Raw genomic sequence first — 23,551 nt, forward strand, 5'->3', positions numbered from 1 at the left:
TTTATGTTAAATCATCGCCATTTTATTATTCATAAACCTTATGGTTTTCTTTCTCAGTTTATTAATAATCAAACTAATCGAAAGAAAAAATTATTGGGTGAATTAAATTTTAATTTTCCAGATAAAACAATGGCAATTGGGCGTTTAGATGCAAAATCAGAAGGTTTATTATTACTTACCACTGATGGTAAAGTAAGCGATTTTATTACTACAAGAGGTAAGGTTGAAAAAGAATATTATGTACAAGTTAACGGACAAATAACTGCTAAAGAAATTGAAAAATTAAAAGCTGGAGTAGAAATTGGTTTTGATGGTAAAAAATACATAACAAAACCTTGTAAAGTTACTTTAATTGAAACTCCCAATTTTTCTGAACGTTCAAAAAAAATACGCGACGATCGTCATGGACCCACGAGTTGGATTTCTGTTACTTTAACCGAAGGAAAATTTAGACAAGTTCGAAAAATGACCTCTGCTGTTGGTTTTGCTACTTTACGTTTGGTACGTGTTCGTGTAGGAAATATTTTACTTAATAATATGCAATCTGGTGAGGTTATTGAAGTTGATCAACTAATGTAACTTTTGTTGCTTTTTTAATTTAAAAAATAGGTTAGCTTTACAATATGCAAGAAAATTCTAATACATTTATATATATAATAGCTTCTATTATAGTGCTTCATTTTATAATTGGTTTTGGTTACTTGATATATAAAATGAATAATAAAAAAGATTAGTTTCTTATCATTTTTATATGCGGAATATCATCTTCTAAATAACCTTCGCCTACTTGTATAAATCCATGAGATTCATAAAACTTTTTTAAATAAGTTTGTGCAGATATGGTAATTTTTGTTTCGTTATAATTATTAATAATTGCTTGTATTGAAGCTTTTATTAAATCGTGTCCGTAACCATATTTTCGTTCACTATCTTTTACTACTACCCTACCAATACTAGGTGTATCAAAATACTGATTACTGTCAAACAAACGAGTGTATGCTATTATTGTATCATCTTTTAAGCCTAAAACATGCAATGCTTTTTGATCTTTACCATCTACATCTTGATACACACAATTTTGCTCTACAATAAAAACTTCAGAACGTAATTGAAGTAATTCATACAATTCTGAAGTCGTTAAATTATTAAACTTTTTTACTTTAAAATCCATTAGCAATTACACGCTATTTTATTTACTCTATCAGCATGTCTTCCGCCTTCAAAATCAGTAGATAAAAAAATACTTACAAAACCTAATGCCTGTTGTAATGATACAAAACGCGCCGGAATTGTTAAAATGTTAGCATTGTTATGTTGACGAGTTAAAGCTACCAACTCATTATTCCAACATAAAGCTGCACGCACACCTTGGTGTTTATTTGCTGTCATTTGTGCACCATTACCACTACCGCATAAAATTATTCCCATTTCGGCTTGTTCTGTTTCTACAGCTTCTGCAGTTGGATGAATAGCATCTGGATAATCCATACTATTATTATCGTTAGTTCCAAAATTAATTACTTTATGGCCTAATTCTTCTAAAAGAGTAATAATTTCAAATTTATATTCGGTACCTGCATGGTCATTTCCGATGGCAATTGTCATAATTTGTTGATTTTAATTTAGTTGTGTACTACAAAAATACAGTTATTAACGGTTATCAACAGTAATTAACAATGCTTTTTTTAGTATTCTTAATAAGCTATTAAAAATTAAGTAGTTAAATGATATTAATCAATTGTTAAGAAGTAGTAGTAGATTTTAAAAAGTTTATTTGATTATTTACATTTTTTTTACAATACAAGAACTACTATTACATATGCAACTTTTTTTTTGAGTTTTTGATAAACATTTATCAACATAAAATTAACCCGTTATTTACATCGTAATTTAAATTTAGTATTCATATTTATAAGTGAATTACTGTTTATAACTATTGTTAACAACTCTATTTTATAGTTGATTTTAAATGTTTTATCAACCTAATAACATGTTTATTTTATTTAATAAGTGATACTACCAAAACTTTAAGCTTTTATTTATTGCACATATTAACACACTATAATAACAATCATTTCTTTTTTTAAATTTTAAAAATCTTTTATATATAATATAATATATGTTAATAACAGTTAAATTTAAAATTTTGACATTTTAGAGTTTTACTATTTCTCTTTTAAATTTTAAAAATTGTGATGTAAGCTGATAAATAAATTACTTGTTTTATAAACTTAATATTTTAAAAGAATAAATTTCTTAAATTATAGTGTATAAAACTAGTGATGTTGATAAGTAAGAATAACTAGGAATAAAGCTTTTTAAGCAGTTCTTTTATCTTTTTTAATAAGATTAAGTGTGTCTTTAGCTTTTACTATTTCGGTAGGTGTTTTTTTATTTAAAGTAGCGTTTATACTTATTGCAGCAACGATAATTCCTGCAATAAATATAAAGATAAAAAAAGCGATTATTTTACGTAAGTTTTTCATTTTTAACTACTTCTTACTATAAAGACGTAAAATTTTAAGAAATGTTACATTTTTCTTAAGTTTTTTTTAACTTTTAACAAATTACAAATTGTAAAGCTTTATGAATAACGGTTGCAGTTACTTGTCCTTGGCCTATTAATTCGCCATCTGCTTGTATAAAAGGAAGATTGTCAGCCGAATTTGGAGTTATTAACAAAGTGTTAGTTATATGTGTTTCTACTTTTTTATGATCAATGATTAAACCGTTATATAATTTCTTTAAATTTTTAATTAAATCAAACAGTGATAAGTTTTTAGCTATTGTAATATCAAATAAACCGTCTGTAGTATCTTTATAATCAGTTAATAACATCCCGCCTGCCGAATATTTACAAATACCAAATAATGTCATTAAACATTTTGTTTTAATTAATTTATCATCAATAGTAATATTAAAATCGGTTTTTTTATATAAAAACAAACCAGCAACTCCACTTAAAAGGTAAGCTATAGGGCCAAAACATTTTAATTTATTTAACTTATTAACAACATAGCCATCATATCCAATGCCGGCTACATTATTAAAAAAAGTAGTAGTATTTGTAAGTTTTAAATGACCAATATCCTGTAAAATGGTCTTTTTTTGTTGAATTAAATCAATAGCATTTTCTATACTATTTGGCATATTATAAGTCTTAATCCAATCGTTTCCTGTACCTAAAGGAATTACACCAACAGTAATATCAGAAGTTTTTACATATCTTTGCGTCATAATTCCGTTTACTACATGATGTAGTGTACCATCTCCTCCAACGGAAATTATATTTCTAAAACCTTGTTGAATAGCCATGTGTACCAATTCAATTTCGTGTTTAGAATACGCTGTAAAAGCATAAGAAAATTCGATATTTTTTTTGTTTAACAATTGCTCAATTTCTTTCCAATTTTTAGAAAGTTTTTTATTTCCAGAAACGGGATTTGCAATTAAAAACCAAGAATGTATCATAAATTATTAAGTATAATACTGCCAAAATACAAAATAGATTGATAACACTTAATTAATAAACAATACAGTGAATTTATTGTACTTTGGTAACAATTAAATAAGAAGAAAGATTAATGACTAGAAAGAAAAAAATCTACAAAAAAAAAGGAAAAATAATTAAAGATTTAACTCGTAACATATTTAAAATATTAAGTGAAGACAATTCAAAGACCTATAATTATAAGCAAATTGCTAGTAAAATGGGTATTTCTGATACTGACGGAAAAACTCAAGTTTTAAAAAAATTAGCTGAATTAACTGCTACCAAAAAAATTAAAGAAATTGATAGAGGTAAATATCAAGTAAATGAAAATCGTAAATATCATATTGGTACGTTAGATTTAACATCCAACGGAAATGGATATTTTATTTGTGATGATTTTGAAAATGATATTTTTATTCCGTCAATAAATTTAGGAAAAGGTTTACATCAAGATACAGTAAAAGTTTATGTGTATAAAAAACGACGTTCTAATAAATTTGAAGGAGAAGTTGTTGAAATTATAGAAAGACACAAAACTGAGTTTGTTGGTGTTTTACAAATGAATAAAACCTTCGGATTTGTAATTCCTGATAACCAAAAAATGTATGCCGATTTATTTATTTCTCAGAATAAATTAAATGGAGCAGAACATGGTGATAAAGTGGTTGCTAAAATGACTGATTGGCCCGATAATTCTAAAAATCCGTTTGGTAAAATCACACAAGTTTTAGGTAAACCTGGTGAACACGAAACAGAAATTCATTCTATTTTATTAGAATACGGTTTACCATACGAGTTTCCGAAAGAAGTAGAAGAAGATGCTGAAAATTTATCAACTGAAATAACTGAAGCAGAAATAGCTAAACGACGTGATATGCGTAAAGTTTTAACCTTTACTATTGATCCGAAAGATGCAAAAGATTTTGATGATGCTTTATCATTTACAAAATTAGAAAATGGTAATTACGAAATCGGAATTCATATTGCTGATGTTTCGCATTATGTACAGCCAAAAACTATTTTAGATGATGAAGCTTATGATAGAGCAACCTCAGTATATTTAGTAGATAGGGTGGTACCAATGTTACCAGAAATGTTAAGTAACGGCGTTTGTTCATTACGTCCGAATGAAGAAAAGTTAACATTTTCTGCAGTTTTTGAAATCAATGAAAAAGCACAAATAGTTGATAAATGGTTTGGTAGAACGGTAACGTATTCTGATCAACGTTTTGCGTATGAAGAAGCACAATCTATTATAGAAAATTGTTCACTTTCTGATGATATTCAACCGTATACAATGCCTTTAGAAACTTCAATAATTGATGCAGCGTATGAAGTTACTCCAGAAATTGTAGAAGCAACTTTAAAACTAGATGAATTAGCTAAAAAATTACGTAAAAAACGTATGAAAGCAGGTGCAATATCTTTTGATAGAGTTGAAGTAAAATTTAATTTAGATGAAGAGGCAAATCCTGTGGGAGTTTTCTTTAAAGAATCTAAAGATGCAAATAAATTAATTGAAGAGTTTATGCTCTTAGCTAATAGAAAAGTAGCAGAATTCATTGGTTTTTCTAAAGGAAAAGAAACAAAAAATACTTTTATTTACCGAACGCACGATGAGCCTAATATTGATAAATTAGCATCATTACAAAACATTATCAATAAATTTGGATATAAAATTAATACTGATACTAAAGAAAGTACATCACAATCTTTAAATAAATTATTAAGTGACGTTCATGGTAAAGGAGAAGCTAATATGGTTGAAACTTTAGCAATCCGTTCTATGAGTAAAGCTGCTTATACTACTCAAAATATTGGGCATTATGGTTTAGCTTTTGATTATTACAGTCACTTTACATCTCCAATTCGTCGTTATCCAGATGTAATGACTCATCGTTTATTACAACATTATTTAGATGGTGGAACATCACCAAAAGCTGATGCTTACGAAGTAAAATGTAAACATTCGTCTCAAATGGAAGAATTGGCTGCAAAAGCCGAACGTTCAAGCATAAAATATATGCAGATTAAGTATATGAAAGATCATCAAGATGAAGAATTCGAAGGTGTGATTTCTGGTGTTACCGAATGGGGAATTTATGTTGAAATTAGCGCCAATAAATGTGAAGGAATGGTTAGAATTAGAGATATAAAAGATGATTATTATATTTTTGATGAAAAGCAATATGCCATTGTTGGGCAATCTTCTAAAAACGTAATTCAGCTAGGTGATAAAGTGGTTGTAAAAGTTAAAAACACCGATTTAGAACGTAAACATTTAGATTTTCACTTAATTTCTCATTAATTGTCACAATAAAATTTAATATTTGTCTTTATATAGTATTGGTATTATTATTGATTATAGCCAATAACTAACAAAGTTTATGATGAAAAAAATCGCTTTTTTAAGTTTGTTTTTGATAACTGTTTTAGTATCAGCACAAACAAAAATTACTAAAACACTTGGTGAGTTTTCTACTATTAAAGTATTTAATGGTATTGATATTAAATTAGTAAAATCTAACAATAATCAAATTATTATTACTGGCGAAAAGGCAGAAAAAGTAACCATTAAAAATAAAAATAATACATTAAAAATATCTTTAAAATTACCAGAAACCACTGCAGATGGTAAAGTAAAAATAACATTATTTTATAATACTACTTTAAAAGTTATTGATGCCAATGAAGGTGCGGTAATTACAGGTAAAGGAATTGAACAAGCTGAAGTTGAAATTAAAGCTCAAGAAGGCGCTTTTATTAATATGGTGGTTAATGTTAAACATTTAAAGGTTAAAAGTACTTCTGGAGCCGTTATTAGACTTTCAGGATTTACTAAAAACCAAACTGTTGATGCTAATTTAGGTGGCATTTATCACGGTTATAAATTATTGGTTAGCGATTTTAATTATGTACGAGCGGGCTCGGGATCTAAAGTTGAAGTACAATCTGGCGAAACTTTAGATGCTAAAGTATCTTTTGGAGGTTCTATTTTTTATAAAGGAAAACCTGAAGTGTTTAAAGATAAAAAAGTAATTGGCGGAGTAATTGAACACAGAAGTTAATTTAGTATATTTGTACAGTAAAATTTAATTAAAATGATTTCACTTAGTATATTTTTAGGAATGATTGGTCCATGGCAAATTGCCATAGTAGTTGCATTGGTATTATTAATGTTTGGAGGAAAGAAAATTCCAGAATTAATGAAAGGTTTAGGTACTGGTATTAAAGAATTTAAAGATGCCACTAAAATTGAAGAAGAAGAAAATACAGAAGAAAAAAAATAATTATTTTCTTTTAGATATAAAAAAAACCGAAACTAATTTGTTTCGGTTTTTGTGTTAATAACACCAAAGTTTCCCCCCAGAATACTTTAATATTTATATTTTCAAATATACAGTGTAATATATTTTGTTAAGTATTAATTTTTATAAAAGGGAGTAAATACAGTAGTTTGGGATGAAAAGGAAGGTTTTAATGTAGTAAATTATTTAAATCTTCTTTGGTAAACTTCCTCGAAACCGGAATTTTAACATCTACGCTTTTCATTTTTACTAAATAACCTCTCGAATTTCCCGAAAAGCCGTCAATATAATTAGTATTTATAATAAATGATTTATGACATTTAAAAATATTAGGCTGTTTTTTTATTTGTTGATAAACATCAGTTAATGTATTTCTTAATATTAATTCCTTTATTTTATCATTCGTCATTACATAAAAACTCGTGTAATTACCCGATACGGATATGTATATTAATTCATTAATATTTATATTTAAAAGCTCTTTTTTATTTTCTGAAAACAATGTTATAGGTTTCTTCCTTTTTTTTGTTTTAAACTGATTTATCTGTTCATTATAAATCATAAACAATGGCGTTGATACAAATGATACAAACATTGTGTATTCATAAAATTTTAGAAAAGGTAGCTTTTTTAAATAATGCACAGCATCTTTATAAATACCACTTGCTAACCAAGTAACTAAACTTAATATTAATGTAAATACGAAATATAGTATGGTAACATTACCTAATGTCCAATTTTTAAGTTTTAGCTTGTTTATTATAAAAAAGAAAAACAACGGGACTATTGTATAAAAAATGGCAATTGTAAATATATATCCTAAAAAATATTCTTTTAAAAGATCTAATTTAAAAGGCTCAAATAAGGCTAAAAAAGTAAATATAAACAGTCCGTAGCTTACACTAATAACTATCTTATTTGATAGGTATAAATGCATTTTAAATGGCTTATTAATAACTTTGATAAGAGTATTATACACTTCTTTTTTATATCAAAGTAGTAATAATTACTAATAAAAAAAAACGAAACCATTTTTAGCTTCGTTTTTTTATTTTAGTTGGTTATGTTTTATAATCTTACTGCAGTTCCAGATGCTGTAACCATTAACATTCCACCATTAGGTCCTACAGTTTCGTAATCTAAATCTATAGCAACTATAGCGTCTGCTCCTAAAGTTTGTGCACGTTGTTGCATTTCTTTTAAAGATGTTTCTTTGGCTTCTCTTAAAACTTTCTCATAAGATCCAGATCTTCCGCCAACAATATCTCTAATTCCTGCAAAAAAATCTTTTATAAAATTTGCACCAATTATAGTTTCACCGGTTACAATCCCTAAATATTCTTTTACTGGTCTATTTTCAATAGTAGGTGTTGTAGTTATAATCATAGTTTATTCTTCTTTTTTATTTTTCGAGTTTTTCATAGCCTCCCCTATTTGATTACTCGCAGTAAAACTTGCTACCATGTCGTTTAACATTTGACTTCCCGCTTGCGGAGAATTTGGTAACAAAATTAAGTTACTATTTGTTTCTTGTCCAATAGATTGTAATGTATCATAATGTTGTGTTACCACAATTAATGCAGATGCTTCTTGGCTGTTTATACCTACTTTATTTAAAACTTCTACAGATTCTTCTAAACCTCGGGCAATTTCACGTCGTTGATCGGCAATACCTTGCCCTTGTAAACGTTTGCTTTCAGCTTCAGCCTTAGCACGCTCTACAATTAAAATACGTTGTGCATCTCCTTCGTATTGAGCAGCTACTTTTTCACGCTCAGAAGCATTAATTCTGTTCATAGCTTCTTTAACTTGTGCATCCGGATCAATATCTGTTACTAAGGTTTTAATAATATCATAACCATAAGTCATCATTGCCTCGTTTAATTCTGATTTTACAGCAATTGCAATGTCATCTTTTTTAACAAATACGTCATCTAACTTCATTTTAGGTACTTCTGCACGTACTACATCAAAAACATACGAAGTTATTTGATCGTGCGGATAATCTAATTTATAAAACGAATCATACACTTTATCTTTAATTACTTTATACTGCACTGATACTTTTAATTTTACAAAAACATCATCTAAAGTTTTAGTTTCAATTATTACATCTAATTGCTGAATTTTTAAACTCAATTTACCTGCAATTCTATCTACTAAAGGAACTTTTAAATGTAATCCTGATTGACGAATGCTATGAAATTTTCCAAATCGCTCTATAATGGCAGCAGATTGTTGTTTTACAGTAAAAAATGATGATAATAAAATAATAATTCCGAAAAAAATAAGCGGATACAAATAAATTGGCATAATTTAATTTTTAAGATTAGTAATTTTTTAGGTTAAAGATACTATTTATAATAGATATATATAGGACGATTTTTTTTAGTTTTGTTACAATACTTATTTAAAAATTATATTTGCTAAAAATCTATATATGGAACTTATTCAAAAACACGCAACAGAAATTTTAATATTACTTTTTTTAATTGTTACTTTTTTACAATCCGGAATTGATAAAGTTACTGACTGGAATGGAAATGCTTCTTTTATTAAAGAACATTTTAAAAATTCACCTTTAAAAAATATGGTGCCACTTTTATTAGTTATTATTTTAGTGATGGAATTAATTGCCGGTGCATTTATGTTTATCGGTGTTTTTAATTTAATTACTACAGGAAATGGTGAGCTTGCTTTATTAGGTGTTCAAATTTCTGCATTATCATTAATCTTTCTTTTAATTGGTCAACGACTTGCAAAAGATTATGCGGGTGCAATGACATTAGCAATTTACTTTTTAATTACTATTGCAGGAATGTATTTATTAAATAAGTAAAAATTATTATAATTTACTTAATAATAAAATTAATTTATTATAAAACCTCTTAAATATTAGATTTAAGAGGTTTTTATTTTTTGATAAGTAAATTATGTATCTTATGATATTAAACAACTTAAAATATATCTTAAAATTAGTTTTAACTGTTTTTTATCAAATATATTAAGGAAGAATACTCTCCATTTTTCTTTGCTTTTATATTTGAGGTAAAACCTGTAATAAAAGCTTTAACTGGTTTGTTTTTATTGCTTTTATATTTTTCTGATAATAGCGAAACATAAAAAGCATCAAACTTCATCGGCAGTATTTTTTCTACCTTCATGTTAACTTCAGTAAATATTTTTTTTATGGCTGTTTTCGAAAAATGCCATAAATGTCTCGGCACATCGTAAGCAGCCCAAAATTCTTTATAATATTTAGCATCGTAACTTTTATAATTTGGTACGGCAATTAATAAAACACCATTTGGTTTTAATAACTTTTTTAACTGATGTGTGTATTCAATTAAATTAGGAACATGTTCTAAAACATGCCAAAGTGTAATTACATCAAATTGTTTTCCTTCGTATGAATTTATATTTTCTTTTAAAGAAATGTTTTTATCCATAGCAAAATTTCTTGCTTTTTCTGATGGCTCTATACCAAAAACATTCCAATTATTATTTTTACATATTTTTAAAAAATCACCTGTACCAGCACCAACATCTAATATTGTTTTTTCTTCAGTTTTAAAACTGTTGATTAATTTTAATTTTTGTTTTAAAGTATGATTTTTTACTATTTGATAAACACGATCAAAAATTGTTTTTTTACTATCTGTATGAGAAATATATTTTTCACTTAAATAATAATTTTCTAAATCTTCTGGCACTGGCGATGTAACCAACATATCGTATGCATTATTATTCATAACTTCATAACTTTCATTAGAAACTGTAAAATCTATACAGTTTAATAATGGAGTTAAGTTTTTATATAACTCTTTAGTTGTGTTCAATTTCTCTTTCTTTTTAAATTGTTCCATGTGGAACATAATTAAAATATTAATGTAAATTTATTAAAAAAAGAAAAACGTTCCACATGGAACGTTTTTCTTTTTTTAATATTTATCTTCCCATATATACTAAAAGTACCGAAATATCACTTGGTGATACTCCACTTATTCTACTTGCTTGCGATATGGATGTTGGTTGTATTTTTGCTAATTTTTCTCTCGCTTCAAAAGATAAAGATTTTACTTTACTATAATCAAATTTTGAAGGGATAGGAACGTTTTCTAATCTATTTAATTTATCAGCATTGTTTTTTTCTTTTTCAATATAACCAGAATACTTTAAATGTATTTCTACCTGTTCTATTATTTCCTGATCAATAGCATTTTCTTGAATATAACTTTCTAATTTTTTAATAGATGTAAAATCATTAAAAGTTAATTGAGGTCTAGCAGCAATTTTAAATAATTTTACAGATTGATTTACTAAACTTAACCCTTTATTTTCTAATATCGGATTTACCTCTTCTTGTTTTACGCTTAAGTTTTCTATAAATTTAATTAATGCTTCTGTTTTAGTCTTCTTATTTTCTACTCTATCCATTCTCTCTTTAGAAGCTAACCCTAAATGATACGATTTTTCAGTTAAACGTAAATCTGCATTATCTTGCCTTAATAAAGTTCTGTATTCAGCACGAGAAGTAAACATTCTATAAGGTTCTTCAGTCCCTTTGGTAATTAAATCATCAATTAAAACACCAATATAAGCTTCACTCCTTTTTAAAATAAAAGCTTCTTTATTTTTAACTTTTAATGCAGCATTTACACCTGCCATTAATCCTTGCGCAGCTGCTTCTTCGTAACCAGTTGTTCCATTTATTTGACCAGCAAAAAATAAGTTTTCAATTAATTTTGTCTCCAAATTATGTTTTAACTGTGTTGGCGGAAAATAATCGTATTCTATTGCATAACCAAATCGTAAAAATTTTACATTTTCAAATCCAGCTATAGACCGTATTGCTTTGTCTTGAATATCTTCTGGTAACGATGTTGAAAATCCATTTACGTATATCTCAGCAGTATTCCATCCCTCTGGTTCAACAAAAATTTGATGACGTTCTTTTTCTGCAAATCGATCTATCTTATCTTCAACTGATGGGCAGTATCTTGGTCCTGTCGATTTAATTCGTCCATTAAACATTGGAGATCTATCAAAACCTTCACGAAGCAAATCATGTACTTCCGGATTTGTGTAAGTTAAATAACAAGAACGTTGTTTTGTTAATGTTTTAGTAATTGGTAAATAAGAAAATTTCTCAGGATTTTCATCACCAGGTTGTTCAGTCATTTTAGAAAAATCTAAAGATCTAGCATCAACTCTTGGTGGAGTTCCTGTTTTCATTCTTCCCGATTCAAAACCTTTTTCAATTAAATCTTCTGTAATTCCTGTTGATGCTCCTTCTCCTGCTCTACCACCTCCAAATGTTTTTTCACCAATATGAATTAGTCCATTTAAAAAAGTTCCAGCAGTTACTATAACTGTTTTTGCTTTTATTTTTAATCCTAAAGCTGTTTTTACACCAACAATTTTATCACCATCAAATAATAAACCGTTCACTGAATCTTGATAAAAATCTAAGTTATCAGTTCGCTCTAACATAGTTCTCCAGCACTCTGCAAACTGCATTCTGTCAGATTGTGCTCTAGGACTCCACATGGCAGGTCCTTTCGATTTATTAAGCATTTTAAACTGTATAGCTGTCTTGTCAGTTACAATTGCACTATAACCACCTAAAGCATCTATTTCACGTACTATTTGTCCTTTCGCAATTCCTCCCATGGCAGGATTACAGCTCATTTGAGCTATGTTTTGCAAGTTCATAGTTATAAGTAATGTGTGTGCTCCCATGTTGGCACTTGCAGCAGCAGCTTCACTACCAGCATGCCCACCACCTACTACAATTACATCGTATGTTGTATTAAATAAACTCATTTTTTAAGTCTGTTCCACGTGGAACGATTTTAGTTTTTATTTAAAATTTGTAAAGAATCATTTTCTTTAGCCCGCATTATTTGTTTCTCTGCATCGGTTTTATCTTTATACTTCATGTAGTGTAATACACCATGAATTATAACTCGATGCAACTCGTTTTCAAATAATACATTAAATTCTTTAGCATTTTCTTTTACTCTATCTATTGATATAAAAATATCTCCACCAATTAATTTACCTAAAGTATAATCAAAACTAATGATATCTGTTAAGGTATCGTGTTGTAAAAATTCTACATTCATTTTATGAAGATAACTATCGTCACAAAAAATATAGTTGATTTCACCTAATTCAAAACCTTCCTTTTCAATACAGTTTTGTATCCATTTACACGTTTTATTTTCGTCGTTTAGTTTAAAATCGATTTCGTAATTAAATGCAATCATTTGTTTAATTTGTTTCGTAATAAATTAGTTTATTAATTAAAAAACCAATGTATTATTTGTTGTCTTTAGTAAGGTTAAAATATTCTTGCACCTTCTTTTTATAATCAGGGCGCAAAGGTAATGATTGTCTGTTTAATATCTCTGTTTGGTTATAAAACAACTTTTTAAACCTTAATTTTTTTAAAGTCTTATTTTCATATTCTTGTAAATTAGTATCTGATTTTCTTTTTTTATCACGATTTTGTTCAAAAGTAGCTTTATCTAATTTTAGTAATTCATAGCTTAATTGCTGCATTCTATTAATGCTTTGTTGTGTAAACCCTTTTTCTAAAATTTCGTTTTCTAATTGCTCCATTTCTTTTAAAGCTTTTTTTGCTTTACCATTTTTATTTCCACCATGTTTTAGAGCATCTTCTAATTGTTGTCTTAATTGAGATTGTTCTTTATATATTTGATATAAATCACCGTTTAAACCTTCTCCTTGTGCTCCTTTTTCACCCTCTTTATTTCCTTTTTCTTGCCCGTTTTTTTCTCCATCTTTTCCCTCTTTAGGCTTTCCTTGATTTTTTTGCTGCATACCTTGCTGCATTTTTTTCATCAATTCTCCTTGTTTTTTAATGATATCTGGCAAGCTAAAAGACTTCCCTTTTCCCTTTCCTTTTCCTTTTCCAGGTTTAGGGTTTTGCATTGCATCTAGCGTGCTACTTAACATGTCTGCTAAAGTATTTGCAGCGGTCATTATATAACGTTGATTAGAAATTCCGTTTGTAAATTTATTATCAGCAAAGTTTTCTAAAGACTCGTTTAAATTATAATGTGCTAATGAAAGTTGATCTTGAATTTTAGAAGATATCTTCGGATTTTTTATAGATAAAACAAATAAACTATCATCAATGTGTTCGAAATAAGTTTTAAGCTGATGTTGTTTTTGTAAGTTTTTACCAAAATTTGGATGCGATGAATTACTTTCATTAAACACATTCATCAATGCTTCTTGATCAAAAGAAAAAGTAATTAAGTTTTCTAAAACCTGGCGCAAACCTTCCATTTGCTCTTCTTCCATTTCCATGCTCATTTCTTGCATAGAATCTTGCATTTTCTTACTCATTTCTTGCATCTTTTCAGCTGCTTTCTTTTGATTTTCTTTTGAGTCTGATTGCTTTTTGTTCTCTAAATTTTCACTTGCTTTATTAAGTTCTTTCTGAGTTTCATCCGCTAGTTTATCCATAGATGGAATTTCCATCGGGGACTTTAATTTTTTATTATCCTTATTTAATTCGTCTAATTCTTTTTTAATTTCCTTAAACTCTTCGTTAACTTTATTCTGCGTTTCTTTTGTTGTTTCATTTTTAGATAATTCTTCTTGTTTCTTTGCTAAGTCATCTAAATTATTTGCTATTTTTTGCATTTTTTGTTCAACATAAAAACGCTTTGTCATTTCTAAAATTCGCTCTAAACTTTTTTCTTGTTGCTTGTTTTGTGCAGCTAACTCTTTTGTTTTTTTAATTAAATCTTCCCTATTTAATTTTTCAGTTAGTTTTTTAAGTTCATCCAATAACTTTTGCTGCTTTTCTAATTTTTTAAGCTCTTCAATTCGTTTTTTTAAGTCTTCTTTCTTCTCTTGTAAACTTTTATTTTGCTCTTTCTTTTCTGAAAAATTCTCTTTTAATTTATCAGTTTGACGTTGCATCATTTGTTTGTATTGGTCTTGACGCTTAATTAAATTTTTAATTTTTTTCTGATCATTCCAATTCACTTTCTTTTTATTCTGAAGCTCAAATTGTATTTTTTCCAACTCTTTTTTGCTCTGCTCCTGTTTGCTTAGTGAGTTTTCTAAATTTTGAATATAGTTACGTTGTTCTTGTAAAAGTTCCTTCTCAATCTCATTGGTCGATTTTTGCCTGTACGAAAACTTTTTACTTACTGCTTTTTTATAACCATTTATTTGATCGTTATCAAATACTTGAAAATACATTTCATAATCAATTCCTTCTTTTAAGTTTAATCCTTTAGGAAACTCATAAAAGAAAGTTTGAATATTGTTTTTAGTAATGTTTATTAGTTTTTTTTCAGTTGCCTGAATATTGTTTTTATCATAATAAACTACTTCCAATTTATTAAAACCATAATCATCAGAAATTTGACCAACAAATTGTGCGTTACCACGAGTAATACTATCAATATTAGATTTTACATGAATCGTAGGGTTTTCATCTTTAACAACATCAACCAAAAACTGTAACTTATCATAATCTTTTAAATTTTTATTGGTCGTTGTAATTTGGTAATTTATAGTGTTTATAAGTTGTTTTTTAAACTGAAATTCATTGTTTTTATTTTGTTTAAATTTATAACGTTTGTTGTGTAAAATAAAGTTAACGGTATCAGTTTCAGTAGTTTTAATACTCCAATTTACAATTGTTCCTTGTGGAACATTAAGGTTTCCTGCATTTTTAATGATTTCATTTTTCTTTTTAGTGTAGCTTGGATATTTTAAACTCACCGATATATTTTGAATAGATGGTGTTTTAACAACGGCAATTTTAAACACATTAGATTCAATACCATTTGCACTAGCATAAAAATTTATAGGTTCTTGCACTTCATTAAACGTATAAGAAAACAAGCCGTTGTTTTCGTTTTTAAAAAAATACTGTTGATTACTAAAATGAATCTTTACCTCTTCCGGAATAATTTCTCCGCTGGTTTTAACATATACCGTAATATCTTTTCCTTTAATAACTTTTAATTCTGACGTTGTTAAATGAAAATAAAAAGGAGCTGGCGGTTGGTATGCTACAGTGTGATTTACTACACGATTAAAACTTTGTGAGAGTTTATTTGTGGTTCCTGTTAAAAAGAAAAGTACCCAAATAAAAACAGGAATTAATGCATATTTTAAATACTTTTTATTTTTAGTAAAATCAATTGCTTTATTAAAAGAAATAGGTTGTATTTCTTCAGATTTTTGCTCGATACTAGCTAGTAATAAATCCGATTGATTTTTGTTTTGCTTTAATTGCAATACATTTAAAAGTTTGTCTTGCACTTCCGGAAAATGATTTCCAATAATTTTTGAAGCCTCTTCAAAAGAAATTCCTTGTTGTAATCCGATAATTTTAAAAATAGGAAAACAGATAAATCGAAGTAATAAAATTAATTCAACAATAATAAATAACCAGAATAATAATGTTCTCGCAGTTGGTTTAAGCCACAAAAAAAATTCAATAAATAAGGTAAAAAAAAGGTAAATACATCCTAAGGAAATAAATAAAATTCCTCCTTTTATCAACTCATTAGTATAATATTTTTTACTAAAGTGCTGTAGTTTTTGTTCTATTTTGCTAAAATTCTCCATATCAATCTATAAAAATACTACTTTTAAAAATAAAACTTAGTTAAATATTTATGTAAGAATTTTTTAGTTTTTACAACTAAAGACTTAAAAAATAATATTAAAAACTATTTTTAAGATGCAAAAACTAACTATTTTACTACTATTATTTATTTCTTCTACTTTATTTTCTCAAAGTCCTTGGGTAAAAAACAAAAAAGAAGGCTATGTACAATTATCATACAGTATGGTTTCTAACTACGATAAACTTTTTGGTGATCCAGAAGTAAATCTAGGAAAAAAAGTATCAGATAACACGTTACAATTTTATGGTGAATATGGCATTACAAATAATACAACATTGCTTGTAAACGTACCATTTAAATTAACATCATCAAACGAAACAACATCACCAAGTAACAATTCATTAGGAAATATTCAAATAGGATTAAAGCATAATTTTTATAACAAAAAATGGGTGTTATCTGGGCAATTAGGTGTAGAAGCAAATACTGCTAATTATAATAAAACGTATGGTTTAAGAACAGGTTATGATGCATGGACGTTTACCCCACTTTTTTTAGCTGGTAGAGGTTTTAATAATTGGTATGTACAAGCATTTACAGGTTTTGATATTCGTACAAACGATTACAGTAGCAATTTTAAATTAGGTGGAGAAATAGGATACAAAACTTTAGATTGGCTTTGGGTTGCTGGATTTTTAGACGGAGTTGCTTCTTTAGGTAACGGAGATATTACATTGCCTGCCGAAAATTTAAGCACAGGTTTGTATGTAAACAATCAAGGTTATGCTGGTTTTGGATTAAAATTAATAGGAGAAATCAATAAAAATTTCGGTGCAAATATAGCTTTAGGTGGCGCTTTTGCAGGAAACAATGTAGCTAAAGTACCTGCAATTACTTTTGGTTTATATTATAAATTTTAAAAACTATTTAAAATTTTGCTTATTAAAAAGAGGGCTATTTTTTAGACCTCTTTTTCTTTTTTCTAATTCATTTTCTACCTTTTAAAAACTATCTTTGCGCTTTCAAATCAATAAAAATGACTGATAACGTAAGAGTACGCTTTGCTCCTAGCCCAACAGGACCTTTACATATTGGTGGTGTAAGAACCGCTTTATTCAACTATTTATTTGCTAAAAAACACAACGGAACTTTTGTATTACGTATTGAAGATACAGACCAAACTCGTTATGTAGCAAATGCCGAACAATATATAATTGATGCTTTAAAATGGTGTAATATTCCTTTTGATGAAGGACCAGGAAATAATGAAAAATTTGGCCCTTATCGTCAGTCAGAGCGTAAAGAATTGTATAAAAATTACGCCGATGAGTTGATTAAAACAGGATGGGCATACTATGCTTTTGATACAGCTGAAGCGTTAGATGCGCATAGAAAAAATCACGAAGAAAAAGGGAAAACATTTATTTATAATTGGCATAACAGGCAAAAATTAAATAATTCGTTGTCATTATCTTCAGATGAAGTATCTGCTAAAATTAATTCGGGAGAAAAATATGTAATCCGTTTTAAAACGCCACAAGACGAAACTTTAATTTTAAAGGATGAAATTCGTGGAACCATAAAAATTGACACAAATACTTTAGATGATAAGGTTTTATTTAAGTCAGACGGAATGCCAACGTATCATTTAGCAAACATTGTTGATGATCATTTAATGGAAATTTCTCACGTAATTCGTGGTGAAGAATGGTTACCTTCTCTTCCACTTCACGAATTATTATACAAAGCATTTAATTGGCAAGCGCCAAAATTTGCACATTTACCATTAATATTAAAACCAGTTGGTAAAGGAAAATTAAGTAAACGTGATGGCGATAAATTAGGATTTCCTGTATTTCCGTTAGCATACACAAATGAGCAAACAACTGATGTTTCACGTGGATATAAAGAAGACGGTTATTTTAACGATGCTTTTATAAACATGTTGGCTTTATTAGGATGGAACCCTGGTACGGAACAAGAAATTTTTTCGTTAGAAGAATTAGTAGCAGCTTTCGATTTAAATAGAGTTAGTAAATCGGGTGCAAAATTTAGTCCGGATAAAACAAATTGGTTTAATCAGCAGTATTTACAACAAAAATCTGATGAAGAATTAACCAATTTATACCTTCCTATTCTTACAGAAAAAGGAATTGATACAAACGTAGCTTTTACAGAAAAAGTAGTTTCGTTAATAAAAGAACGTGCAACTTTTGTGGCTGATTTTTGGGAATTATCAAGTTTTTTCTTTGTAGATCCTTCAGAATATGATACAAAAGCTACTAAAAAACAATGGAAAGAAACCACTGGAGATTTAATGAAAGAATTAATAACCATCATTTCTACAATTGAAGATTTTACAGTTGAAAATGCTCAAACTGATATTAAAGGTTGGATAACGGCTAAAGAAATAGGTTTTGGTAAAGTTATGCAACCACTTCGTTTAAGCTTGGTTGGTAAATTAGCTGGTCCAGATTTGTTTGATATTATGACAATGATTGGTAAAGAAAATACTTTGCAAAGAATTAATAATGCGATAGCAAAATTATCATAAAATAAAAAAGTCCGCTTTTAAGCGGACTTTTTTTATCTAAAATAACGGTGTAAATTACATACAGCCTACACCAGAAATTGAAACTCCTTGTGTTCCTTTAGAAATATTGTTCCAATTTAACTTAAATACCAAACCTAAAGTTCCTTGAATATGCGATCGCATACTATCAAAACTACTTAAAGAGTGCTTATAATATATCTGCGGATTTATACCAATTTTATCAGTTATCCAATAAATACCTCCTGCTCCAATATTAAAAGTAGGTGTCATTTTTTTTTTAGAATCTACAACACTTGCTCCTATAAAAGCATACGGACTAAATTTTTCCATAACCGCATTAAAGTTGTAACGTACAGATCCGTCTATAGAAAAATAACTAGCAGAATTATTGATTAACCCAATATCATCAATCGTATTAACAGACATTGCTCCATCAATAGACAAACGCTCACCAACTGGCATTGTTAAACTAAGTACAGGAACTTGAAATTGATACGCATCACCAATAAAAGCAGCATCACTTGTGCTAAATTTTGTAATTCCCATACCAATTCCTACCTGCCATGAATCATTTAAATTTTGTGAAAATAAATTTACAGACAAACAAAGTACGGTAAAAAGTAATATTTTATTTTTCATTAATTGGGGGGATTTTATAATAAAAACTTGATTGAATGCAATTTAGTATAAAAATTTTAAATAACATTTGTTTTTATAGGTATTGAATAAATTTATTAAAAAATATTTAAAATAGATTTTTTTAATTAAAATATGATTTAAAAACAGCGTTTTAACGTTTTTATTTTTTTGATTAAACACATATCATCTTAATAATTTAAAAACCTTTTAAATGAGGTTTAAATCGATTTTTTCTTTTAAAAAATTAAGTAAAAAAGGATTGTTTAAATAGCATAATTAATTTTTATACAGATAGATTTAAAATCAATTTTATAAATTAAAAAGACAAAAAAATAATATCCTATTTTTGTAAAAAAATAAAACGTTGAGTAAGCAAACTATTGTAAATAATTACCAACAATCTGGTAATGTAAATCAAATTGTAAAAGCACTTCAACAAGAACAACATCATTTTCAAATAACGAATTTGGTTGGTTCTTCGTTGTCTTTTGTTATTTCTGAAAGTTTTAAAAAAGCTGATAAACCCTATTTGTTAATCTTTAACGATAAGGAAGAAGCAGCGTATTATTTAAACGATTTAGAACAATTATTGGGCGATAAAAATGTGTTGTTTTATCCGGGCTCTTATCGCAGACCTTATCAGATAGAAGAAACTGATAATGCCAATGTATTGTTACGATCAGAGGTTTTAAACCGAATTAATTCGCGCAAAAAACCAGCGATAATAGTAACTTATCCTACTGCCCTATTCGAAAAAGTAGTTACTAAAAAAGAACTAGAAAAAAATACACTTAAAATTACGGTTGGCGAAAATGTATCGCCCGATTTTGTAAACGAAGTATTGTTCGAATACAATTTTAATCGAGTTGACTTTGTTACCGAACCAGGAGAGTTTTCAGTGCGTGGAGGAATAATCGATGTGTTTTCATTTTCTAACGATGAACCGTATCGAATGGAGTTTTTTGGTGATGAAGTAGATAGTATTAGAACTTTTGATGTAGAAACCCAACTTTCTAAAGAAAAACTGAAGAAAGTTTCTATAATGCCGAATGTAGAAAACAAAACGTTACAAGAAAGCAGAGAGAGTTTTTTAAAATACATTTCAGCAAAAACGGCCATTTTTGTAAAAAATAACGAGATACTTACTGAGAATTTAGACAAGTTTTTTAGAAAAGCAGAACTATCGTTTAATGAATTATCTACTGACCTTAAACATTCAAAACCTTCAGAATTATTTTGTGATGGTACTTTAATAAAAAAACAATTAGCAGATTTTACGACAGTTAATTTTGGAAAAAAAAGTCATTCCGAACTTGTTTCAGAATCACATAATGCAACACAGAAACAAGTTCAGAGTAACGTAATTTTTAACACCCATCCGCAGCCCTCTTTCAACAAAAAATTCGATTTGTTAATTCAGAATTTTAACGAATTTTCAGCAAAAGGATTTACCAATTACATATTCTGTTCTAACGATAAGCAAGCACAACGATTTCACGATATTTTTGATGATAACGAAGCTAAGGTTTCTTATGAAACTATTGTATTTCCGTTATATCAAGGGTTTGTAGATTTAGAAAACAAAATTGTTTGTTATACCGATCACCAAATATTTGAGCGTTATTATAAATTCCGATTAAAAAACGGATATGAGAAAAAGCAATCCATTACTTTACAAGAACTTACCAAGTTAGAAATTGGAGATTACGTAACGCATATCGATCACGGAATTGGAAAGTTTGCTGGATTGCAAAAAATTGATGCACAAGGAAAAAAGCAAGAAGCCATTAAACTTATTTATGGCGATCGCGATATTTTATATGTAAGTATTCACTCATTACATAAAATATCAAAATTCAATGGTAAAGATGGTAAACCGCCTAAAATATACAAGTTAGGTTCTGATGCTTGGAAAAAAGTAAAACAAAAAACCAAAGCAAGAGTTAAGCATATTGCCTTTAATTTAATTCAGTTATACGCAAAACGAAAATTACAAAAAGGATATGCTTTCGGACCGGATACGCACATGCAGCACGAGTTAGAAGCAAGTTTTATTTATGAAGATACGCCAGATCAATTTACATCAACACAAGATGTAAAAGCCGATATGGAAAAAGCACAACCTATGGATCGCTTGGTGTGTGGTGATGTTGGTTTTGGTAAAACAGAAGTTGCTATTCGTGCAGCTTTTAAAGCAGTTGATAATGGCAAACAAGTAGCAGTTTTAGTACCAACCACTATTTTAGCATTTCAGCATTTTAAAACCTTTACCGAGCGTTTAAAAGACTTTCCGGTTACTATCGATTACCTAAACCGTTTTAGAACCACAAAACAACGTAACGGTGTTTTAGAAGGTGTTACCAATGGTAGCGTAGATATTGTAATAGGAACCCATCAATTAACCAATAAAAAAATTAATTTTAAAGATTTAGGATTGTTAATTATTGATGAAGAGCAAAAATTTGGAGTTGCCGTAAAAGACAAGTTAAAAACGATTAAAGAAAATGTAGATACCCTAACGCTAACCGCTACTCCTATTCCGCGTACATTACAGTTTAGTTTAATGGCAGCACGAGATTTATCAGTTATAAAAACGCCGCCACCAAACCGTCATCCGATAGAAACTAATGTCATCCGCTTTAGCGAAGAAACAATTCGGGATGCTATTTCGTATGAAATTTCTCGTGGTGGACAAGTATTTTTTATTCATAACAGAATCGAAAATATTAAAGAAGTAGCTGGTTTGTTACAACGCTTGGTACCGAATGCTAAAATCGGAATTGGGCACGGACAAATGGAAGGTAAAAAGTTAGAGGAATTGATGCTTGGTTTTATGAACAACGAGTTTGATGTTTTAGTGTCTACCACGATTATCGAAAGCGGATTAGATGTACCAAATGCCAATACTATTTTTATCAATAATGCCAATAACTTCGGATTGTCAGACCTCCACCAGATGCGTGGTCGGGTTGGGCGATCAAACAAAAAAGCATTCTGTAATTTTATTACGCCGCCTTTTCATATGATGACTGATGATGCGCGTAAACGTATTGAAGCTTTAGTGTTATTTTCTGATTTAGGAAGCGGATTAAATATTGCTATGAAGGATTTAGAAATTCGTGGTGCTGGTGATTTATTAGGTGGTGAACAAAGCGGATTTATTAATGATATTGGATTTGATGCTTATCAGAAAATATTACAAGAAGCTATTGAAGAACTGAAAGAAAACGAGTTTAAAGAACTGTATCCGGTAAACGAAAATGTGCCGAAAGAATATGTAAAAGAAGTACAAATTGATACTGATTTTGAAATTCTTTTTCCTGATGATTATGTAAATTCTGTAACAGAGCGATTGAGTTTATACAACAAATTAGGAGCCTTAACTAAGGAGGAAGAATTGGTAGAATTTGAAAGTCAAATTACCGATCGTTTTGGAGAATACCCAACGCAGGTTCAAGATTTATTAGACAGTGTTCGTATAAAATGGTTGGCAAAAGAACTTGGTTTAGAGAAAGTTATTTTAAAACAAAAACGTATGATTGGTTATTTTGTTTCTAATCAACAAAGCGGATTTTATAATACGCCAGCATTTTCAAAAATGGTGGATTATGTTAAAAAAAATCCGAAAAGCTGTGTAATGAAAGAAAAAACCACCAAAAACGGATTGCGATTATTAATCACTTTTATTAGAATTGATACGGTAAATACGGCTTTAAAAATATTACAAAAAGTATAAAACGAATGTCATTTCGAGCAGAGTCGAGAAATATGGATATATCAATTGAATTTTTAACCTCTCGACTGTACTCGAACAAATAATAATTACTCTCGATATTTAAGCGTTATTCTTAACTTGTTTCAGAATCACATTAAAAGATAAAATAACAACATGCGAACCTGAAATAAGTTCAGGTTAACGTAAAAG

20 protein-coding genes are annotated in these 23,551 nt (G+C 28.5%); 8 read left to right on the forward strand and 12 right to left on the reverse strand.

Annotated features, from left to right (window positions below; all coding sequences use genetic code 11):
- Positions 1–3 precede the first annotated feature (3 nt).
- Positions 4–579 carry a pseudouridine synthase gene (locus ACN5J5_RS05520; protein WP_418646306.1) on the forward strand — a complete coding sequence of 192 codons (576 nt, stop codon included), beginning with the start codon at positions 4–6 and terminating at the stop codon, positions 577–579.
- A 151-nt stretch (positions 580–730) separates the two neighbouring features.
- Here ACN5J5_RS05520 and ACN5J5_RS05525 read toward each other — a convergent pair whose 3' ends face one another.
- The 4 genes from ACN5J5_RS05525 to ACN5J5_RS05540 all read right to left on the reverse strand — a co-directional run bounded on the left by ACN5J5_RS05525 (position 731) and on the right by ACN5J5_RS05540 (position 3,471).
- Complete coding sequence (locus ACN5J5_RS05525; protein WP_418646307.1) at positions 731–1,171, reverse strand: GNAT family N-acetyltransferase; 441 nt, start codon at positions 1,169–1,171, stop codon at positions 731–733.
- A complete protein-coding gene (gene rpiB, locus ACN5J5_RS05530) occupies positions 1,171–1,605 on the reverse strand; it encodes a ribose 5-phosphate isomerase B (protein WP_418646308.1) in 435 nt (144 codons plus the stop codon). Before rpiB ends, ACN5J5_RS05525 begins: the two co-directional genes overlap by 1 nt.
- A gap of 713 nt (positions 1,606–2,318) precedes the next feature.
- Positions 2,319–2,486, reverse strand: a complete 168-nt coding sequence (locus ACN5J5_RS05535; RefSeq protein ID WP_418646309.1) for a hypothetical protein — start codon at positions 2,484–2,486, stop codon at positions 2,319–2,321.
- A gap of 73 nt (positions 2,487–2,559) precedes the next feature.
- The gene (locus ACN5J5_RS05540) at positions 2,560–3,471 is read right to left on the reverse strand and encodes a diacylglycerol/lipid kinase family protein (protein ID WP_418646310.1); all 912 of its coding nucleotides are present in this window, start codon (positions 3,469–3,471) and stop codon (positions 2,560–2,562) included.
- 113 nt (positions 3,472–3,584) lie between these two features.
- On the opposite strand from ACN5J5_RS05540, the gene rnr reads away from it, so the two are divergent.
- The 3 genes from rnr (at position 3,585) to ACN5J5_RS05555 (ending at position 6,783) form a co-directional block, all read left to right on the forward strand.
- Positions 3,585–5,801 (forward strand): ribonuclease R, encoded by a 2,217-nt coding sequence (rnr, locus tag ACN5J5_RS05545; protein WP_418646311.1) that lies wholly within the window; start codon positions 3,585–3,587, stop codon positions 5,799–5,801.
- Positions 5,802–5,880: 79 nt separating this feature from the next.
- Positions 5,881–6,561, forward strand: coding sequence for a head GIN domain-containing protein (locus tag ACN5J5_RS05550; RefSeq protein ID WP_418646312.1), 681 nt, complete (start codon positions 5,881–5,883; stop codon positions 6,559–6,561).
- 33 nt (positions 6,562–6,594) lie between these two features.
- Positions 6,595–6,783, forward strand: coding sequence for a Sec-independent protein translocase subunit TatA/TatB (locus ACN5J5_RS05555; RefSeq protein ID WP_418646313.1), 189 nt, complete (start codon positions 6,595–6,597; stop codon positions 6,781–6,783).
- A gap of 187 nt (positions 6,784–6,970) precedes the next feature.
- Here the strand turns inward: ACN5J5_RS05555 and ACN5J5_RS05560 are convergent, their stop codons facing one another.
- The 3 genes from ACN5J5_RS05560 to ACN5J5_RS05570 form a co-directional block, all read right to left on the reverse strand.
- Entirely contained in the window at positions 6,971–7,738 is a 768-nt protein-coding gene (locus ACN5J5_RS05560; RefSeq protein ID WP_418646314.1) for a LytTR family transcriptional regulator DNA-binding domain-containing protein, read from the reverse strand.
- A 131-nt stretch (positions 7,739–7,869) separates the two neighbouring features.
- A complete protein-coding gene (locus ACN5J5_RS05565; RefSeq protein ID WP_418646315.1) occupies positions 7,870–8,187 on the reverse strand; it encodes a heavy metal-binding domain-containing protein in 318 nt (105 codons plus the stop codon).
- 3 nt (positions 8,188–8,190) lie between these two features.
- On the reverse strand, positions 8,191–9,114 hold the full coding sequence (locus ACN5J5_RS05570; protein WP_418646316.1) for an SPFH domain-containing protein: 924 nt from the start codon (positions 9,112–9,114) through the stop codon (positions 8,191–8,193).
- A gap of 127 nt (positions 9,115–9,241) precedes the next feature.
- Here ACN5J5_RS05570 and ACN5J5_RS05575 point away from each other — a divergent pair, with 127 nt between their 5' ends.
- A complete protein-coding gene (locus ACN5J5_RS05575) occupies positions 9,242–9,640 on the forward strand; it encodes a DoxX family protein (RefSeq protein WP_418646317.1) in 399 nt (132 codons plus the stop codon).
- 142 nt (positions 9,641–9,782) lie between these two features.
- On the opposite strand, the gene ACN5J5_RS05580 is transcribed toward ACN5J5_RS05575, so the two are convergent.
- The 4 genes from ACN5J5_RS05580 to ACN5J5_RS05595 all read right to left on the reverse strand — a co-directional run bounded on the left by ACN5J5_RS05580 (position 9,783) and on the right by ACN5J5_RS05595 (position 16,431).
- Positions 9,783–10,667: a class I SAM-dependent methyltransferase gene (locus tag ACN5J5_RS05580; RefSeq protein WP_418646318.1), complete on the reverse strand. Its 885-nt coding sequence runs from the start codon at positions 10,665–10,667 to the stop codon at positions 9,783–9,785.
- Between the two features lie 82 nt (positions 10,668–10,749).
- A complete protein-coding gene (gene mnmG / locus ACN5J5_RS05585; protein ID WP_418646319.1) occupies positions 10,750–12,627 on the reverse strand; it encodes a tRNA uridine-5-carboxymethylaminomethyl(34) synthesis enzyme MnmG in 1,878 nt (625 codons plus the stop codon).
- A gap of 29 nt (positions 12,628–12,656) precedes the next feature.
- Positions 12,657–13,073 (reverse strand): rRNA maturation RNase YbeY, encoded by a 417-nt coding sequence (gene ybeY / locus ACN5J5_RS05590; RefSeq protein WP_418646320.1) that lies wholly within the window; start codon positions 13,071–13,073, stop codon positions 12,657–12,659.
- A gap of 52 nt (positions 13,074–13,125) precedes the next feature.
- A complete protein-coding gene (locus ACN5J5_RS05595) occupies positions 13,126–16,431 on the reverse strand; it encodes a DUF4175 family protein (RefSeq protein WP_418646321.1) in 3,306 nt (1,101 codons plus the stop codon).
- 115 nt (positions 16,432–16,546) lie between these two features.
- On the opposite strand from ACN5J5_RS05595, the gene ACN5J5_RS05600 reads away from it, so the two are divergent.
- Positions 16,547–17,353, forward strand: a complete 807-nt coding sequence (locus ACN5J5_RS05600; protein WP_418646322.1) for a hypothetical protein — start codon at positions 16,547–16,549, stop codon at positions 17,351–17,353.
- Between the two features lie 116 nt (positions 17,354–17,469).
- Positions 17,470–18,987: a glutamate--tRNA ligase gene (gltX, locus tag ACN5J5_RS05605; protein WP_418646323.1), complete on the forward strand. Its 1,518-nt coding sequence runs from the start codon at positions 17,470–17,472 to the stop codon at positions 18,985–18,987.
- 54 nt (positions 18,988–19,041) lie between these two features.
- Here gltX and ACN5J5_RS05610 read toward each other — a convergent pair whose 3' ends face one another.
- Entirely contained in the window at positions 19,042–19,626 is a 585-nt protein-coding gene (locus tag ACN5J5_RS05610) for an outer membrane beta-barrel protein (protein WP_418646324.1), read from the reverse strand.
- A gap of 364 nt (positions 19,627–19,990) precedes the next feature.
- Here ACN5J5_RS05610 and mfd point away from each other — a divergent pair, with 364 nt between their 5' ends.
- On the forward strand, positions 19,991–23,362 hold the full coding sequence (gene mfd / locus ACN5J5_RS05615; RefSeq protein ID WP_418646325.1) for a transcription-repair coupling factor: 3,372 nt from the start codon (positions 19,991–19,993) through the stop codon (positions 23,360–23,362).
- The last annotated feature ends 189 nt before the right edge of the window (positions 23,363–23,551 follow it).

The sequence above is a fragment of the Tenacibaculum insulae genome, assembly GCF_964512435.1.
Taxonomy (GTDB): Bacteria; Bacteroidota; Bacteroidia; order Flavobacteriales; family Flavobacteriaceae; genus Polaribacter; species Polaribacter insulae_A.

Bases quoted from the DNA above. Each gene is read 5' to 3' on its own strand.
- mnmG (WP_418646319.1), bottom strand. From the start codon at position 12,627: ATGAGTTTATTTAATACAACATACGATGTAATTGTAGTAGGTGGTGGG.
- ACN5J5_RS05520 (WP_418646306.1), top strand. From the start codon at position 4: ATGTTAAATCATCGCCATTTTATTATTCATAAACCTTATGGTTTTCTT.
- ACN5J5_RS05575 (WP_418646317.1), top strand. From the start codon at position 9,242: ATGGAACTTATTCAAAAACACGCAACAGAAATTTTAATATTACTTTTT.
- ACN5J5_RS05610 (WP_418646324.1), bottom strand. From the start codon at position 19,626: ATGAAAAATAAAATATTACTTTTTACCGTACTTTGTTTGTCTGTAAAT.
- ACN5J5_RS05560 (WP_418646314.1), bottom strand. From the start codon at position 7,738: ATGCATTTATACCTATCAAATAAGATAGTTATTAGTGTAAGCTACGGA.
- ACN5J5_RS05540 (WP_418646310.1), bottom strand. From the start codon at position 3,471: ATGATACATTCTTGGTTTTTAATTGCAAATCCCGTTTCTGGAAATAAA.
- ACN5J5_RS05600 (WP_418646322.1), top strand. From the start codon at position 16,547: ATGCAAAAACTAACTATTTTACTACTATTATTTATTTCTTCTACTTTA.
- ACN5J5_RS05555 (WP_418646313.1), top strand. From the start codon at position 6,595: ATGATTTCACTTAGTATATTTTTAGGAATGATTGGTCCATGGCAAATT.
- rnr (WP_418646311.1), top strand. From the start codon at position 3,585: ATGACTAGAAAGAAAAAAATCTACAAAAAAAAAGGAAAAATAATTAAA.
- ACN5J5_RS05550 (WP_418646312.1), top strand. From the start codon at position 5,881: ATGATGAAAAAAATCGCTTTTTTAAGTTTGTTTTTGATAACTGTTTTA.
- ACN5J5_RS05595 (WP_418646321.1), bottom strand. From the start codon at position 16,431: ATGGAGAATTTTAGCAAAATAGAACAAAAACTACAGCACTTTAGTAAA.
- ACN5J5_RS05570 (WP_418646316.1), bottom strand. From the start codon at position 9,114: ATGCCAATTTATTTGTATCCGCTTATTTTTTTCGGAATTATTATTTTA.
- ACN5J5_RS05525 (WP_418646307.1), bottom strand. From the start codon at position 1,171: ATGGATTTTAAAGTAAAAAAGTTTAATAATTTAACGACTTCAGAATTG.
- gltX (WP_418646323.1), top strand. From the start codon at position 17,470: ATGACTGATAACGTAAGAGTACGCTTTGCTCCTAGCCCAACAGGACCT.
- ACN5J5_RS05580 (WP_418646318.1), bottom strand. From the start codon at position 10,667: ATGGAACAATTTAAAAAGAAAGAGAAATTGAACACAACTAAAGAGTTA.
- ybeY (WP_418646320.1), bottom strand. From the start codon at position 13,073: ATGATTGCATTTAATTACGAAATCGATTTTAAACTAAACGACGAAAAT.
- ACN5J5_RS05535 (WP_418646309.1), bottom strand. From the start codon at position 2,486: ATGAAAAACTTACGTAAAATAATCGCTTTTTTTATCTTTATATTTATT.
- rpiB (WP_418646308.1), bottom strand. From the start codon at position 1,605: ATGACAATTGCCATCGGAAATGACCATGCAGGTACCGAATATAAATTT.
- ACN5J5_RS05565 (WP_418646315.1), bottom strand. From the start codon at position 8,187: ATGATTATAACTACAACACCTACTATTGAAAATAGACCAGTAAAAGAA.